General features: G+C 59.0%; 20 protein-coding genes. 3 read left to right on the top strand and 17 right to left on the bottom strand.

The window, feature by feature from the left end:
• Positions 1-49: 49 nt before the first annotated feature.
• Positions 50-829 (bottom strand): ferredoxin-NADP reductase, encoded by a 780-nt coding sequence (gene fpr / locus HBO41_RS05100; RefSeq protein ID WP_003189055.1) that lies wholly within the window; start codon positions 827-829, stop codon positions 50-52.
• A gap of 124 nt (positions 830-953) precedes the next feature.
• Here fpr and HBO41_RS05095 point away from each other — a divergent pair, with 124 nt between their 5' ends.
• On the top strand, positions 954-1,880 hold the full coding sequence (locus tag HBO41_RS05095) for a LysR family transcriptional regulator (RefSeq protein WP_026013711.1): 927 nt from the start codon (positions 954-956) through the stop codon (positions 1,878-1,880).
• A gap of 3 nt (positions 1,881-1,883) precedes the next feature.
• Here HBO41_RS05095 and HBO41_RS05090 read toward each other — a convergent pair whose 3' ends face one another.
• The 3 genes from HBO41_RS05090 to HBO41_RS05080 all read right to left on the bottom strand — a co-directional run bounded on the left by HBO41_RS05090 (position 1,884) and on the right by HBO41_RS05080 (position 3,944).
• Complete coding sequence (locus HBO41_RS05090; protein ID WP_017137081.1) at positions 1,884-2,246, bottom strand: diacylglycerol kinase; 363 nt, start codon at positions 2,244-2,246, stop codon at positions 1,884-1,886.
• Positions 2,247-2,321: 75 nt separating this feature from the next.
• The gene (gene erdR / locus HBO41_RS05085) at positions 2,322-2,972 is read right to left on the bottom strand and encodes a response regulator transcription factor ErdR (protein ID WP_017137080.1); all 651 of its coding nucleotides are present in this window, start codon (positions 2,970-2,972) and stop codon (positions 2,322-2,324) included.
• Between the two features lie 252 nt (positions 2,973-3,224).
• Positions 3,225-3,944, bottom strand: coding sequence for a tRNA-uridine aminocarboxypropyltransferase (locus HBO41_RS05080; protein ID WP_017137079.1), 720 nt, complete (start codon positions 3,942-3,944; stop codon positions 3,225-3,227).
• A gap of 179 nt (positions 3,945-4,123) precedes the next feature.
• Here HBO41_RS05080 and HBO41_RS05075 point away from each other — a divergent pair, with 179 nt between their 5' ends.
• Together HBO41_RS05075 and HBO41_RS05070 are read left to right on the top strand one after the other, a co-directional pair.
• On the top strand, positions 4,124-4,564 hold the full coding sequence (locus HBO41_RS05075; protein ID WP_017137078.1) for a PA3611 family quorum-sensing-regulated virulence factor: 441 nt from the start codon (positions 4,124-4,126) through the stop codon (positions 4,562-4,564).
• A gap of 378 nt (positions 4,565-4,942) precedes the next feature.
• Entirely contained in the window at positions 4,943-6,055 is a 1,113-nt protein-coding gene (locus HBO41_RS05070; RefSeq protein WP_169985350.1) for a TIGR00730 family Rossman fold protein, read from the top strand.
• 204 nt (positions 6,056-6,259) lie between these two features.
• On the opposite strand, the gene recX is transcribed toward HBO41_RS05070, so the two are convergent.
• From recX to HBO41_RS05005, 13 genes are all read right to left on the bottom strand, one after another.
• Complete coding sequence (gene recX / locus HBO41_RS05065; RefSeq protein WP_034118389.1) at positions 6,260-6,727, bottom strand: recombination regulator RecX; 468 nt, start codon at positions 6,725-6,727, stop codon at positions 6,260-6,262.
• A gap of 8 nt (positions 6,728-6,735) precedes the next feature.
• Positions 6,736-7,794 (bottom strand): recombinase RecA, encoded by a 1,059-nt coding sequence (gene recA, locus HBO41_RS05060; protein ID WP_017137075.1) that lies wholly within the window; start codon positions 7,792-7,794, stop codon positions 6,736-6,738.
• An 83-nt stretch (positions 7,795-7,877) separates the two neighbouring features.
• Positions 7,878-8,378 carry a CinA family protein gene (locus HBO41_RS05055; RefSeq protein WP_099548533.1) on the bottom strand — a complete coding sequence of 167 codons (501 nt, stop codon included), beginning with the start codon at positions 8,376-8,378 and terminating at the stop codon, positions 7,878-7,880.
• A 108-nt stretch (positions 8,379-8,486) separates the two neighbouring features.
• Positions 8,487-9,044, bottom strand: coding sequence for a glycoside hydrolase family 19 protein (locus tag HBO41_RS05050; protein ID WP_017137073.1), 558 nt, complete (start codon positions 9,042-9,044; stop codon positions 8,487-8,489).
• A gap of 22 nt (positions 9,045-9,066) precedes the next feature.
• Complete coding sequence (locus HBO41_RS05045; RefSeq protein ID WP_099548532.1) at positions 9,067-10,077, bottom strand: contractile injection system protein, VgrG/Pvc8 family; 1,011 nt, start codon at positions 10,075-10,077, stop codon at positions 9,067-9,069.
• A 9-nt stretch (positions 10,078-10,086) separates the two neighbouring features.
• A complete protein-coding gene (locus HBO41_RS05040) occupies positions 10,087-10,299 on the bottom strand; it encodes a tail protein X (RefSeq protein WP_017137071.1) in 213 nt (70 codons plus the stop codon).
• Positions 10,292-10,675, bottom strand: a complete 384-nt coding sequence (locus HBO41_RS05035) for a phage tail protein (protein ID WP_099548531.1) — start codon at positions 10,673-10,675, stop codon at positions 10,292-10,294. Before HBO41_RS05035 ends, HBO41_RS05040 begins: the two co-directional genes overlap by 8 nt.
• Positions 10,675-12,510, bottom strand: a complete 1,836-nt coding sequence (locus HBO41_RS05030; RefSeq protein ID WP_169985348.1) for a phage tail tape measure protein — start codon at positions 12,508-12,510, stop codon at positions 10,675-10,677. Before HBO41_RS05030 ends, HBO41_RS05035 begins: the two co-directional genes overlap by 1 nt.
• A gap of 127 nt (positions 12,511-12,637) precedes the next feature.
• Positions 12,638-13,210, bottom strand: a complete 573-nt coding sequence (locus tag HBO41_RS05025) for a phage tail assembly protein (RefSeq protein WP_169985346.1) — start codon at positions 13,208-13,210, stop codon at positions 12,638-12,640.
• 153 nt (positions 13,211-13,363) lie between these two features.
• Entirely contained in the window at positions 13,364-13,870 is a 507-nt protein-coding gene (locus HBO41_RS05020; RefSeq protein WP_099548528.1) for a phage major tail tube protein, read from the bottom strand.
• Positions 13,870-15,036, bottom strand: coding sequence for a phage tail protein (locus tag HBO41_RS05015; RefSeq protein ID WP_169985344.1), 1,167 nt, complete (start codon positions 15,034-15,036; stop codon positions 13,870-13,872). Before HBO41_RS05015 ends, HBO41_RS05020 begins: the two co-directional genes overlap by 1 nt.
• Positions 15,037-15,038: 2 nt before the next feature.
• Complete coding sequence (locus tag HBO41_RS05010; protein ID WP_146233153.1) at positions 15,039-15,230, bottom strand: hypothetical protein; 192 nt, start codon at positions 15,228-15,230, stop codon at positions 15,039-15,041.
• Positions 15,231-15,324: 94 nt separating this feature from the next.
• Complete coding sequence (locus tag HBO41_RS05005; protein WP_169985342.1) at positions 15,325-15,744, bottom strand: phage tail assembly chaperone; 420 nt, start codon at positions 15,742-15,744, stop codon at positions 15,325-15,327.
• Position 15,745: the final 1 nt, after the last annotated feature.

Genomic DNA, 15,745 nt, shown 5'->3' with positions numbered 1-15,745 from the left:
CAAGCCAGCTCCCACACAAGCCAGCTCCCACATTTTTTTTGAGCAGTGTTTACTTCTCGACGAACGCGCGCTCGATCAGGTAATCACCCGGCTCACGCATACGTGGCGAAACTTTCAGGCCGAAGCTGTTCAGCACTTCGCTGGTCTCGTCCAACATGCTCGGGCTGCCGCACAGCATGGCGCGGTCGTCCTCGGGGTTGATCGGCGGCAGGCCGATGTCGCTGAACAGCTTGCCGCTGCGCATCAGGTCGGTCAGGCGGCCTTCGTTTTCGAACGGCTCGCGGGTCACCGTTGGGTAGTAGATCAACTTGTCACGCAACGCCTCGCCGAAGAATTCGTTCTGCGGCAGGTGCTCGGTGATGAATTCGCGGTAGGCGACTTCATTGACGTAACGCACGCCGTGGCACAGGATCACTTTTTCGAAGCGCTCGTAGGTTTCCGGGTCCTGGATCACGCTCATGAACGGCGCCAGACCGGTACCCGTGCTGAGCAGGTACAGATGTTTGCCCGGCTTCAAATCGTCAAGCACCAGGGTGCCTGTCGGTTTTTTGCTGATGATGATCTCGTCGCCTTCCTTCAAGTGCTGCAATTGCGAAGTCAGCGGACCATCGGGCACCTTGATGCTGAAGAACTCCAGATGCTCTTCCCAGTTTGGGCTGGCAATGGAGTACGCGCGCATGAGTGGGCGGCCGTTGGGCTGTTGCAGGCCGATCATCACGAACTGACCATTCTCAAAGCGCAAGCCCGGATCGCGGGTGCACTTGAAGCTGAACAGCGTGTCGTTCCAGTGATGAACACTGAGGACACGTTCGTGGTTCATGTTGCTCATGTACGGGGAACTCCTGGAAATGGGTCTGCGCCAAAGATGAGATGCGCAATTGCACAGCATTCTAATGGCGGCGACAATATCTGTTAACTGGATTATTAAGATAAGGGTTATCGGTTATATCGATATGCGATTTACTCTACGTCAACTGCAAGTCTTCGTCGCCGTCGCCCAGCAGGAAAGCGTCTCACGCGCTGCTGGCCTTCTGGCCTTATCTCAATCCGCCGCCAGCACCTCAATCACCGAGCTGGAGCGTCAATCCAGCTGCCAATTATTCGACCGCGCAGGCAAGCGCCTGAGCCTCAATGCTCTCGGCCATCAGTTATTACCGCAGGCCGTTGCGCTGCTGGACCAGGCCAAGGAGATCGAAGACTTGCTCAACGGCAAGTCCGGCTTTGGTTCCCTGGCGGTCGGCGCCACCCTGACCATCGGCAATTACCTGGCGACCCTGCTGATCGGCAGCTTCATGCAGCAGCACCCCGAGAGCCAGGTGAAACTGCATGTGCAGAATACTGCCAATATCGTGCACCAAGTGGCGCATTACGAAATTGACCTGGGTCTAATCGAAGGCGACTGCAGCCACCCGGACATCGAGGTACAAACCTGGGTCGAGGATGAGTTAGTGGTGTTCTGTGCGCCGCAGCATCACTTGGCCAAGCGCGGTGTGGCGACGATGGAAGAGCTGACCCATGAAGCATGGATCCTGCGCGAACAGGGCTCGGGCACGCGCTTGACCTTTGACCAGGCCATGCGCCATCACCGTAGCGCGCTGAATATCCGCCTGGAGCTTGAACACACCGAGGCGATCAAGCGTGCAGTGGAGTCAGGGTTGGGGATTGGCTGTATTTCCCGACTGGCCCTGCGCGATGCGTTCCGCCGTGGCAGTTTGGTGCCGGTGGAAACCCCGGACCTGGACCTGGCCCGGCAGTTTTACTTCATCTGGCATAAACAGAAGTACCAGACCTCGGCGATGCGCGAGTTTCTGGAGCTGTGCCGCGCCTTCACCGCCGGGGTTCAGCGCAGCGACGAGATCGTGCTGCCAAACATTGCCTGAGGCTTAGATCAGGATCACGGCCCACACCAGGGTAATCATGGTCAGCGCTACGAATTGCGCGGCGCTGCCCATGTCCTTGGCGTTTTTCGACAGCGGGTGGCGGTCGAGGGAAATCCGGTCGATAGCCGCTTCCACTGCCGAGTTGAGCAACTCAACGATCAAGGCCAGCAGGCAGACCGCGATGAGCAAGGCGCGCTCGACCCGACTGACGTGCAGGAAGAAGCTCAGCGGGATCAGGATCACGTTCAGCAACACCAACTGACGGAATGCCGCCTCGCCGGTGAAAGCTGCGCGCAGGCCATCCAGGGAATAGCCCCCTGCGTTGAAGATACGTTTGATACCGGTTTGACCCTTGAAAGGCGACATAGATGTAGGCAACTGAACCAAAGAAGTGGGGAAACTAGATCACGCAAAGTCAAAAAAGCGTGAATCGGGTACAGCTTAATGCTGCGAAATTGACTCAAGTTGTTGCAAGAGCAGCGCCGCCTGAGTGCGGGTACGCACGCCGAGCTTGCGAAAGATCGCCGTCACGTGGGCCTTGATGGTCGCTTCCGACACACTCAACTCATACGCAATCTGCTTGTTCAACAAGCCTTCGCAAACCATGGTCAGCACCCGAAATTGCTGGGGCGTCAGGCTGGCAAGGCCATCACGGGCGGCTTTGGCTTCGTCGGACACGTTGATTTCTTCAAACGCTTGCGGCGGCCATGACACGTCGCCATCCAGCACGGTGCGCACGGCTTTCTGGATCGCTTCCATAGAGCTGGACTTGGGAATGAAACCGCTGGCACCAAACTCCTTGGAGCGCACCACCACGTCGGCTTCTTCCTGGGCTGAAACCATTACTACCGGGATCTGCGGGTATTGCCCGCGTAAGAGCACCAATCCCGAGAAGCCATAGGCACCCGGCATGTTCAGGTCGAGCAGCACCAGGTCCCAGTCGGATTTTTCGTTGAGGCGGGCTTCCAGTTCGGCAATGCTGGCCACTTCGACCAGGCTCACGTCAGGGCCAAGGCCCAAGGTAACGGCCTGATGCAGCGCACTGCGAAACAGCGGATGGTCATCGGCTATCAGGATTTCGTATGTGGCCATTGATTAAATGATCCTGTTTTTTATGGGAGCCCTGATGGGTTCAGGGTTCGCCAGTACACAAGGCAATGGCCAGGCAGCCATCGCCACAGGGCACACTCAGCATCAAAAACACCTGAAACGACACTGAAAAGTCACGGTTACGCCCCAATCGGCGCCCAGCATGCCCAGCGCAGCCTGGGGGGTCAAGCACTACGCCCGTGGGCATTTTAGCCGGTTGCGGGTTTACGGTGCCATCATGCAAACGTCGTCTGGTTATACCGTAGGGATATGGGGCGCGAGCCGCATGTGCACGCTGTCCGCCGGGTCCAGCGGCAATTGAAATTTAGCGGCCAGGTAATGCGTGCTGAACACATCGAGGTAGGCATCCAGCACTTCGCTGGCCGCTGGGTCGTCGGCCAGCTCCAGGCACAGCGCCGCAACCTCGGCGGTACAGAAATGATCATCGCGCTTGGACCGGCGCAGCTTGTAGCGTGACAGCTGTTCGGGCGCCAGGCTCAACACCGGCAAGTGCGCAAGGTAAGGGCTTTTGCGGAACATCTTGCGCGCCTCGCTCCAGGTGCCGTCCAGCAGGATGAATAACGGGCGCTTGCCGTCTTGCACCTTGACCTCGCTGCACACCCGCTCAGGCGCAACGAACTCGCCCGGAAACACGATATAAGACTGCCATTGCGGGTCGGCCAACAGGGTCAGCAACTCGGGGTCCACTTCTGTGCGCGACCAGGCGAACGCGGTGGTGTCGTCGATGACATCGGCGATCAGCCAGCCGGTGTTGCTGGGCTTCATCGGTTCCACGTCATGCATCAACAGGCACATGGCCGAGCGGGCCTGCACTGTTGGGCGCCAGGCGCACAGGCAGTACTCGGGAATCACCCGGCAACCGGGGCAACGTTCGGCGCGCGAACCACGGTTTAGAAACGGCCGGACGGCGCGCGCCAGGCGCTGGGTACGCAAGCGGGAGACGGCGTGGCTCATCGGGCGCACCGCGAGCAGAGGTCAATCGACACAGGCAAAACTCGAATCAGGCTTAAGTGGCCGCAGTTTACCAGCGATACGCCTGGCTGTAGTGGCAAGCGGTCCCCTATAATTGCGCGCCACTGAACGCACAGCGCAGTGGCTGGTCTATGCACCAGTAACCGAATCAGGAGAGTTTCATGCTGCGTTCCATGCTGCGCCTTGTTGCCCCATCCGTCGCCCTTGCGCTGGTTCTGCCCATGGGCGCCCACGCGGCGTCGCTGCTGGAGGCCCAAATGAACAGGAAACTGCAGAGCGTCGCGGCCGAGAGCAACAAGGACCTGCCCCGGGAAATCGATGCAAAGACCCTGGAAGTGGCCTACACCGTTGAAGGCATGCAACTGATTGATCACCTCAGTGTGCTACCTGACCGTGCCGAACAGATGCGCGCAAACCCCAAAGCTGTGTATTTCCAGCTGGGTCAAAGCGTATGCCTGAACAAAGGCTATCGCGAGCTGATGGCCAAGGGCGCCGTGATGCGTTATGAGATCACCGAGAACAAGACCAACCGCCCGGTAGCGTCGGTCAAGTTCGTGGAAGCCGATTGCCCGGCACCCGCTGCGGCGAAGAAGAAAAAGTAACTGTTGCTCGATCATCGCGCGCTGCTGTCCGGTGGCGCGCACCTCCCTCGCCTTATTGGCCAGCCGCCAACTAAACTGCTTGATGAGTGACCAATAAGCGGTTGCCAGCCAAGGGTTTTTCGGCTCATGATCAAGCCATCCCGGCAGCCCATCTACTGCGTTTTTCACGCCGTTCTGTAACATTTTCAGGGCAAAAGAGGGTTGCCCTCCTGCGACTTGCAGTGCAAAGGTTTCCAAATCACAAGGAACATACAGAGCCCGTTTTGCCGCCTGGCGAACACCGTGCAACGCTTAAGGCGTGCAGCGACACACGCAGTGTCGTGGCCGCGGACGAATCTCTCGCCGATGGCCCAGGTTCTGTGAAGAAGGAGAAGTTGAATGCCTTACGAACCGAATGACCGCCTGCTCCGTCATTTTGAAGCAAACGGCGCTGACCTCACCCAGCAGGTCGACGCACAACTCCAGCTGGTCGCTCCCAACAGCCCGAACATCCCCCTTTATCGCGATATGATCCTCACCGTGCTGCGCATGGCCAAGGATGACCGCAACCGTTGGAATGCAAAAATCACGCTGCAGGCGATCCGCGAGCTGGATAACGCCTTCCGCTTGCTGGAACAGTTCAAGGGCCGCCGCAAGGTCACGGTGTTTGGCTCGGCGCGCACGCCGGTCGAAAGCCCGCTGTACGCCTTGGCAAGGGAAGTCGGCACGCTGCTGGCGCAATCCGACCTGATGGTGATCACCGGCGGTGGCGGCGGCATCATGGCCGCTGCCCACGAGGGCGCAGGTCTGGAACACAGCCTGGGGTTCAACATCAACCTGCCGTTTGAACAGCACGCCAACCCGACCATTGATGGCACCGAGAACCTGCTGTCTTTCCACTTCTTCTTTACCCGCAAGCTGTTCTTCGTCAAGGAAGCCGACGCGTTGGTGCTGTGCCCGGGCGGTTTTGGCACGCTGGATGAAGCGCTGGAAGTGCTGACCCTGATCCAGACCGGCAAGAGCCCGCTGGTGCCGGTGGTGCTGCTGGATGCCCCAGGCGGTGGTTTCTGGCAAGGCGCACTGGACTTCATTCGCAGTCAGTTGGAAGCCAATCGCTATATCCTGCCCACCGACCTCAAGCTGATCCGCCTGGTCTACAGCGCTGAAGAGGCGGTGGCGGAGATCAACCAGTTCTATGCCAACTTCCACTCCACGCGTTGGTTGAAGCGTGAGTTTGTGGTGCGCATGAATCATCCGCTCAGTGATCGTGCACTGACCCACTTGCAGAGCGAGTTTGCCAGCTTGCGGCTAAGTGGAGAGTTCCAGCAGCTTGCTTACACAGGCGAGGAACATGATGAACCAAGGTTCAGCCATTTGACGCGGCTGGTGTTCAACTTCAACGGTCGTGATCAGGGCCGGTTGCGGGAGTTGGTGGATTACATCAACTTGCCGGAGAACTGGGCACAGGCTCAGGGGAAGACACAGCAGCGGGCGGCGCCAGAGCCGGCGTGATTTTTAAGGCAAAAAAAAAAGGCCCACTACTGTCGTAGTGGGCCTTTTGTTTTACCGGGATTTGGCATCCCGGCAACCAACACATTCCAATGTGGGAGCTGGCTTGCCTGCGATTGCGGTTTGCCAGCTAGCTTATAGGTAGCTGACCCACTGCCATCGCAGGCAAGCCAGCTCCCACATTTAGATTTTTACCAGCCTGAAGACTTAATCGTCCATGTCTCGACCGCTGAGCAGCCGACTGATCATATCCATCGAAAACCCGCGATAGCTCAAGAAGCGGCCTTGCTTTGCACGCTCCCGGGCATCAATCGGCAGATGGCCGGCAAACTTGCGACGCCAGGTATCTTCCAACTGCGACTGCCAACTGATACCGCACTCACGCAGGGCGAGGTCGATATCGGCACGTTGCAGGCCGCGTTGGCTCAGTTCTTCACGAATTCGCGCCGGGCCGTAGCCGGAGCGCGCGCGGTAGGAAACAAAGCTTTCAAGATAGCGGGCTTCGGAAAGCAGCCCCTCTTCCGTCAAACGGTCGAGGGCTGTTTCGATCATCTCGGGCTCTGCACCGCGCTGACGCAGTTTACGCGTCAGCTCGACTCGACCATGCTCGCGGCGAGCGAGCAGGTCCATGGCAGTGCGCCGAACGGCGACGAGTGTATCCAGTACAACAGTCATCGTTTGCTTCAGATATCAGTGTCGACTTCTTCTACTTCTTCAACCGGCTCGCGGTTGGCAGCAGCTTTCACGTCTGGTGCCGGGGTCAGCAGCTTGTCGCGAATCTGCTTCTCAAGCGTGGCGGCGATATCCGGGTTGTCCGCCAGGAACTTGGCCGAGTTGGCCTTGCCCTGACCGATCTTGCTGCCGTTGTAGGCATACCAGGCACCGGACTTCTCGACGAAGCCATGCAGTACGCCCAGGTCGATCATCTCGCCGTTCAGGTAGATACCCTTGCCGTAGAGGATCTGGAACTCAGCCTGACGGAATGGCGGAGCCACCTTGTTCTTCACGACTTTAACGCGGGTTTCGCTACCAACAACCTCGTCACCTTCCTTCACCGCGCCGGTACGGCGGATATCCAGACGGACCGAAGCGTAGAACTTCAGCGCGTTACCACCGGTGGTGGTTTCCGGGCTGCCGAACATTACGCCGATCTTCATACGGATCTGGTTGATGAAGATCACCAGGCAGTTGGCGTTCTTGATGTTACCGGTGATTTTACGCAGCGCCTGGGACATCAGGCGGGCTTGCAGGCCCACGTGCATGTCACCCATCTCGCCTTCGATTTCAGCTTTCGGTACCAGGGCAGCCACGGAGTCGACCACGATCACGTCGATGGCGTTGGAGCGCACCAGCATGTCGGTGATTTCCAGGGCTTGCTCACCGGTGTCCGGCTGGGAAACCAGCAGGTCGTCAACGTTGACGCCCAGCTTGCCGGCATATTCCGGGTCCAGGGCGTGCTCGGCGTCGACGAACGCACAGGTGGCGCCCATTTTTTGCGCCTGGGCAATCACCGACAGGGTCAGGGTGGTTTTACCGGAAGATTCAGGGCCGTAGATTTCAACGATACGGCCTTTTGGCAGGCCGCCAATGCCGAGTGCGATGTCCAGACCCAGAGAGCCAGTGGAAATAGCCGGGATCGCCTGACGGTCGTGATCGCCCATACGCATTACGGCACCCTTGCCGAATTGACGTTCGATCTGACCCAGGGCCGCAGCCAAGGCTTTCTTCTTGTTGTCGTCCATTAAAGTCCTCACGTAATCAATAAGGCCTGACGGCCAACACCTGTATAAGTAGACAGTATTGTTCCACAAAGATCCGGGATCGCCTACCCCTGATTTTCGATTTCTGCTGCAGCTCGTCGCAACAAGCCCTCAAGCGCGGCTTTTACCGTTTGTCGGCGGACCTCGTCGCGGTTGCCGGGGAAGTGCGCCAGCTCGGCCGTTACCTCATCGCCCACACCGAACGCCAGCCATACGGTGCCCACCGGTTTGTCCGGCGAACCGCCATCCGGCCCCGCGACACCGCTGACCGCCACGGCAAAGCGCGACAGGCTTTTTTCCTGCGCGCCGCGCACCATCGCCTCCACCACCTCCTGGCTGACCGCGCCGACCTTGGGGAACAACGCCTCCGGCACGCCTAGCTGGCGGGTCTTCTGCCGGTTGGAGTAAGTGACATAACCGGCCTCAAACCACGCCGAACTGCCCGGAATACGCGTGATGGCTTCGGCGATACCGCCACCGGTGCACGACTCGGCAGTGGTGACGTGGGCATTGAGCACCTGCAAACGGCGACCCAGTTCAGCGGCCAGTTGAGTGATTTCCTTCACGGTCGTCTCCAGGAATGGGCGGGGGTTTGCCTACCCTACAGGAGCCTATCGGCCATGCAAGTTGCAGAGTGCATCAAGACGCTAACGGCCGACGACGCGCATCCTGCCTCAGGAAACGCCCAATATCGCCTTCGCCCGCGCCCAGAGCTGCAAACGATCGTCCAGGCCATTCAGGCCACCATTGATGCGCCGGGTGATAGTGGTGAACTGGTCTTTGTCAGCAAGTTCGTTCAAACCATTGCTCTGCCAGAACCATGCGGCGGACTCACACGCCCATTGCGGCTGCTCCAGCAGTTGCGGTTGCTGCAACAGGCGGTCGTCGCCGAACAACGCCTGGCTGCACGCCAGGTAATTGCGTCGCCCCGTGATCTGAATAAGCCCCCTGCCTCGGTACTTCTGGCCATCGCCGTCGGCCTCGGGGGTGTTGCCCAAACGCGCGGCCAGGGTGCCAGTGTCGTATTTGCTCAGGTATTTATCGCTGCCCAGTTCTCGTAAATAGAGCAACTGGCCGGATTCGTGGCCGATTTGGGCGAGGAACGCGGCACTACGCTTTGGCGTGCCAATGTCGTAGCGAACCAGCACCGCATTTAACGCAGATAAAAAAAAGCCCGCTCTAAGGCGGGCTCCAGGCATCACTTGAAGCAGTTGAGCAAGCGTTATCGCCATGGGGCTTTCCCTTTGAAAATGGCTATGCCGACAACCCATTCGCCGTGATCGAACTGCGATACCCCGTCGCCGGATCGCCAACATGCACCACCTGTTTCATCGACCACTGGCCCTGCATATACGAAGGCCAGGTTTCATCCAGCAACAACACGCCTTCGGCAGCCAACAAAGGGTTGCCAGGGCAATCAATCAGCAGTTTCAAACCTTCGCGTCCCACACGTCGCAGTTCGCCTTCAGCCACGGCACGTGCCTCGGCTTGGTTCTGGCAGCGCTGACGCAAAGTTTTGAACGGGGCCACCCCAACCTCGACTACCTGCTGTTTGCCACCTGCGGCATCCCACCAGGTCACGCGGCTGCCCATGTATTTGGAGCGAGACGTTTCGTCGAGCTTGGCAGTGATGAAGGCCTGGTCACCGGGACGGTTGTCCTGGGTCACGGACAGCTTCACCTGCGGTAATAGTTGCCCGGTAAGTGATTTGACCTGCCCCGCCTCGGCCAGCACGTACAGCTCGTTGATTGGTTTGGTGACCGCGCTGTAGCGCTTGGCAAGGCGGGTGATGAACGCCATGTCGCTTTCATTGGACTGGTCGATATGGGCAATCGCAATGCCTTCCAACGCAGGTGCAACACGCGGTGAAAAACCGTGGCGACTGACCAGTTGGCGAAACAGTGCGCCCAACGTGGTTGGCCCGTAACTGGCCGACCGTCGCTGGCGATAACCGCTGGCGTCGAGCATGCTGAAAGGTGCGGCTGTCGCCACGATCATCAAGCGCATGGGAAACAGCACGGGCGTGCGCTGCGTGATCACGAACTCGCCTTTCTCCACCAGCGCGGACTCCTGATAACCCACGCGCAAACCGATCTTGCCGCTCAGGCTGGGCAAACCTTCCAGCCCCTCGATATTGAGGGTCAACTCCAGCCGGTCAGACTCGATACCTGCGGCGTCGGTATGGCTCCAATGCATCAGGCGTTGATTGAGCAGCGCGGCATTGGCGCCATAAAACTCCACGATTGGCGTAAATCCCTGTGCCATGTCGCCTCCTTAATCCCAGGCCAGAACAGGCCGCACAGCAGCCGGCCGCGCTTGCATTTCCGGCACGATGACCCACACACCAGCGGGCAGTACCGGCCCGTACTCGGCAAGCTCGGGGTTCAGACGCCAAAGGGTTTCTTCCGCCGCGTCATCGCAACGGCCCAATTCGCGGTAGAGCAACAGGTTGACCGAATCACCGGCAATACTTCGCACTCTACGCATTGACGAATTCCTCCAGTTCTATAGTCCAGGCCATGACCATGGCAGTGCCGTCATCGATCACGTTGCTCTGGGTTTCCATCACCGAATTGATCCGCCACAGGCCCCAGTTACGGCCGATGCCATCGACCAGCGGTAAGGGCGCACGCGCATTTTGCAGGGCGCGCAACTCGTCCAGGCGCTGCATGCCGATGGCATACATCGCTGTGCCGGTGAACGTGAGCTTCTCCAGCTTCTGGCCGCTTTGCCGCGACTGGGGTTTGCTGGCAATAATCGCCAGGTCACTCCAGCCGCCATCAGTGGTACGCACCAGCCCGGAATAAGCAAAGCCACGGGACAGGCCAAAAATAAAGTCGCCGAGGACCATTTGTTGTTGCATCAATCACCTCCTGATGGATCGGCCAGCGCCGCGTTGCGCCGAATGCCAAGGGTGTCGGTGACCATCGGCATGCACTGAAATTGCAGGGCCTGGATCACCTGGTTGACGACTTGCTGGGCATCGGCGGGGTTCACGCCGGTAATCTGAATGCTCGGCGCGAGGGTGACTTGCACATTGTCGGTACGCGCGGCGTTGAGCTCTTTGCTCACTGCACCGGGTGCAGGCAGTCGGTCGGTTGAGCCGAACAATTTGTCACCCAACCAGGTGCCCGCTTCACTGCCAAGCAAACCACCAATGGCGCCGCCGACCGCGGTGCCGACACCGGGAAAAATCAGCGTGCCAATGGCCGCGCCGGCGGAGGCTCCTGCCCAGGCGCCACCTGCAGTGGTGAGGCCTGCACCGACGGCTTTGGCGTCGCCGTTGCGGATACCCTCGGCCACATCCATGGCAGTGTCGACATACCTCATCGGGCCGAGGCGGCGGGCGGCGGAGGACTCCAGCTTGCTCACCGCGCCTGACAGGCCGGAGGCCGGCAGCTTCGGCGCGTGAGGCAGCGCCTCAGTTGAGCGCTCATGGCTGAAGGTCTGTGTGTTTGGCAGAGCAGTCATACGCCCATCAGAAGGCAGGGGGACAAGCCCTCGCTCCAAGGCCTCCATCAGCCCCGGCCCTCTGCCAGCAGCCGGTTGACGGTAATCAGCGCCCTGCTTTCGACTATTTGCCCGGACCTCGCGCAGTTGCATCCCCTGAGCAGGGCCACCGGCATGAAAACCATTCGACTGCGCAGGAAAGAAGGACTTGGCAAAGCGCTCAGACACACCGCGCAGCGTTGCCATCACGCCGCCGCTTTTTGTGGATGCAAGCCTGGTGGCAGCTGGCTTGGCCACGGAAGCCTGTTTCTTCTGCGAACCTTGCTTGTTCTGCGCGCGCTGCGTCTTCTTATTCTGCGATTTTGGCGGTTGGGTATTCTTCTTCCTGGCAGAAGAACTTCTACGGCTTACGCGGCGGCTACTGGGTGAGGCTTGAACAGCAGCAGCACAGCAGCAGGACTTATCCTTTTTAAAGCCATCACTCTTGAATAGCTTGCCGGCGACTCCAGGCAACTTGCCAAGCGTTACATCAACCAAGTTACCCGTTACCCGGGTTTTGATCGTCTCTCCCAAGCCCGAAAAAAAGCCAGTAATGACGGGTGAAATAACCGGCAAAACGACCACCTCAGCCATTTTTACAGCGGTGACAGCTGTGGGCGACTCACCCGCTATGGTGTTGGCGCGGTCCATCACATGGGTCTTGGCTTGCAGCCACCAGTCCTCCCCGAGCACCGGCGCGAGCTTCAGCGTGGTGGAGAGCCGCTCCTCACTCTTTGACGACTCCTCTCGCAATTGAGTGGTAGTTTTTTCCGCAACGGCGGGTGCTGCAAACGATTGCTGAAAGGCTGCGACCGGATCGAGGCTCTTTACATCGCGCAACGTCATGGCGTCACGGACCAAGCTCCGATCTTGCGATGCGCTCGACTTAACCTCGGTGGTCGTCTTCTGCTCACTACGCTGATCGATTTTAGACGGTTCAACGTCCACCGCCTTCAGCCGCGACAAGGCGTCTTCCAGCGCGTCCACGCTGTTGCGCACTAACCCCAGGGACAGCGAGAGGCCATTGAGTTGCAAGCCTGCATTGGTCAGCGCCAGACTCATCGAGGACAACGACGGCGCTTCTGCGAGAGCACTAGAGACCAAAGGGCCTGGGCTGACAATCTCGCCCCCCTTTGCGTTGTCTGCGTTGCTAAAAATACCTTGGCCATCCTTGGCCATGGCATACGCGAGCGAATACTTGTTTTGCATCCCGCTTACTCCTGTTTAACGCCAAGGCGAGTGATCGCAATGTCGTAGCGGCGCAATGCTTTGCCGGCGTCCCAGTCGAGGATCTCTGCCTCATTGACCGAGTAAATCAGCGGCACCACATCGAGGATTACTTCGATGTCGCGCTGCGAAAGAAGTCCGCCGGTTGATTTAAAAAATCGTCGATGCGCTCCTGCAGTTCCGTCCAGTCGGGTACGGTCAGGCCAGCGAGATCGGGGATCATCAGGCCGGTGCAGTGCGCGGTGATGAACTCGGCGCGTTCTTTGTTGGTGGCGAGTTTTTTCATCACCTTGGTGGCGCGCAGGGCGGGCATTTCCAGGGGCAGTTCGGTCAGGCTGCGACCGGCCGCGTCAAGGGCCAGCAACAGCTGGACAGGCTGATCGTGGCTCGCTTCTTCAGGCTGATCCAGGAAGAACGACGTAGGGCGTGTCGACATGTCATGTACGTACTGAGCGATGCTTACGTAGTCCGGGCGCTTGAGCTGGTCGAGCTCTTTTTCCGACAGGCCGGTGGCGAGTTTCGCCAGTTCAAAAAACTGGTCGTCCTCGTCATCACCGGCCCGGGCCAGCGCGTCTTTTTGCGCGGCGTAAAACAACGGCTTGAGTTGAATCTGCTGGATCGTCGCGCCAGTGTCGGCGGTGATCGGGGACAGCAGAATGTGCAGCGGTGGCATCCAGGCCATGGGGCAATTCCTTGTTAAGCATTTTTGAGGTTAAACACAGTCAATGTGGGAGCCGGGCTTGCCCGCGATGCAGGCGACTCGGTATGTCTGGTGCACCGAGGTGATGCCATCGCAGGCAAGCCAGCTCCCACATTGACCGTGCCCGCTTCGCCTTTAAGGCATCAGCACCGCGCGGCGTGCATCGCCGAGAATGTCGACGCCGTTGAGCACGAACTTCTGGGTGCGCACGTCGATGTCGATCACCGAAATGCCGTTTTCCAGACGGTTGTAGGTACGGCAGGACAGTTCCAAAGTGGTGGTGACCTTGTCGCCCATCTTCAGCTTCGCCTCCTCCAGGGATTTGAGTTTGCCGCCGACCGTGTGGTAGGTGAAGTAGGTTTTGCCATCCTGATCCTGACCGGCTTCTCGCACGTTCAGCAGAATGTCGTCACCCAAGCGCACGCCCAGGGCCAGCATGATTTCCGGCCCGGCACCTTGCAGAACCAACTTGGCATTGAGCACCTTGCCGCTCTTGGCCATTTCTTCGGCGATGAAGCGCCCACCGGACATGGACTCCATGTCGAACTCAATCTTCGGCGGGGTGAACTCTTCCACCGTCGCGGACAACGGCAGGCCTTGAAGGGTGGCCGCAATGGCCTGTCTTACACGGTTGGTAAACATTAGAGAACGTCCTCCAGGAACTGCTCGATGATTTCATCGCGGGCATTGAGTTGATAAATCATGTGTTCGTTCGGCGCGTAGCGGCCGTAATCGATGACGATGAACCAGGTGCCGTTCTTGTACTTCTCGACACTGTTCAGCTCCGGGTGCAGGTACACGCTGCCGCCGGGGATGGTTTCATCGGCCACCAGGGTTTGCAGCCAGTCGTTGATGCGCTTGACCTCCTGGTCCATGAACGACTTGGTGAGGTTCTTGGCCATGGCTTTCTGGCCGGCCTTGACCAGCTTGCGGCTGATGGCATCTTCCAGGCCGACGTAGCTGATGAACTTGCCGGTGAGGGAGCGGTTACCCAGCAGCGAAAAGCCGCCAAGGATAGTGCGCGCGTAGTAGCTCACGCCGTAACGGTTGAGCAGGTCGCCTTCGGTGGAGGTGTCGAGGATGTTGTACTCGACCACACGGGAAACGTCCTCGGCGAAGGTCACCTGGTTACCTGGGCTTTCCCACTGTTTGACCTTGGCCAGTGCAGCAATAGCCAGCGACGATGGCGACAGGAACACGTTTTTCTTCGCCGCCTTGGAGTACACCGACGGCATGTTGTGCACCAGCAGGCAGCGGTCGAAGCCGAGGTCGGCACCGCCCAGCTCGCCGCTGTAGGTCACTTGATCAGCGACCGAGACGTCCTTGCCGTCCAGCACCACACGGGCCTTGATGCGCTTGCCGAAGGAGGCGAACTCACCGGCCACAGCCTTGGTGCCGGTGAAGCCTGGGGCACCGATGATGGTCAGGTCTTCAGGGACACTGGCCAGTGCAGCCAGGCCCAGCTTGCGGCCGGTGGCTGGCTCGTTGCCGCCGATCACGTTATTGACGGTGTCGGCCGGGGTTGCGCCCTCCTCCACGATCACCACATAAACCGGCACTTTCACCACTTTGAGGATCTGGTACACCGCCTGAAACAGCGTGCCCGATTCGGCGCCGGTCGGGTCCAGCAGCGCCTGGGTGGTGAAGCTGTTGATGCGAAACGGCGCGTTTTTCGGAATCGACGCGTGGGCATTCGGCGCGGTGCCGACCAGGCCGATAACGTTGTCGCCCAGGCCACCCATGGCCTCGGGGGATTCAGTGGCATTCACGGTGATGCCGTTGTGCTCGAAGTTCAAAACCTCAGCCATGATTAGTCAGCCTTCTTGGGGGTGGAGTTAAGGACGCTAGTCAGTTCCAGGCGGCCGGCGGTGCGCAGGGCGGATGCTTCGACGTCCAGCAGTTCAAGCTCCTCGCCGGCGGTGGACCAGTGGCCACCTCCGGTGGGGAATGGGATGAGGACGGTGTAGGTTTGGCGGTTGGCCATAGGTGGATCTCCGGGCATAAAAAAAACCGCAGGGCGGTTTTCGTGTGGGTTAGTTAGGGGTGAAGGACAATAGAAAGGAGCGCTGTATGTTTCCCGCTGCTTCGCCTATCGTTCAAGCTATCTGTGGCACTTCTGGTCGAAGTAATTCGTCAGGAAAGCCGATTTGCTCTGGCCAATCACGAAGAGCCAACCGATAACTTTGCAACTGCCGATACTGCTCGTCTGTTAATGTGGGTATACGCCCGGCATCAAGTTCATCCCTATGACGTGCCACCAACATGTCAGTCCGGGCCAGTTCGCTGTCTCGCCAAAAGCGCTCGCGCTGAACTTGCTGTTCAACATTAAGCCCAGGCGGATCTACGGCGGTTGGCTGGCCATTTTTTCCCGCAGTGATTTGCTTACCCGATGATTGCGCCTCAAGTAGCGCTTGACGCAAATCCTCGGAAATTTCTATCGCGTCTTTTGGCAACTGATCGCCATAAATATCGTCGTCATAAAAAGCCGAGGTCACCGCACAAAAGAAAACAGTCATG

The sequence above is a fragment of the Pseudomonas sp. WS 5146 genome, assembly GCF_012985495.1.
Lineage (GTDB): Bacteria > Pseudomonadota > Gammaproteobacteria > Pseudomonadales > Pseudomonadaceae > Aquipseudomonas > Aquipseudomonas edaphica.
Note: the sequence above shows the minus strand (reverse complement) of the source record. Positions and strands in the feature narration are given on the sequence as shown.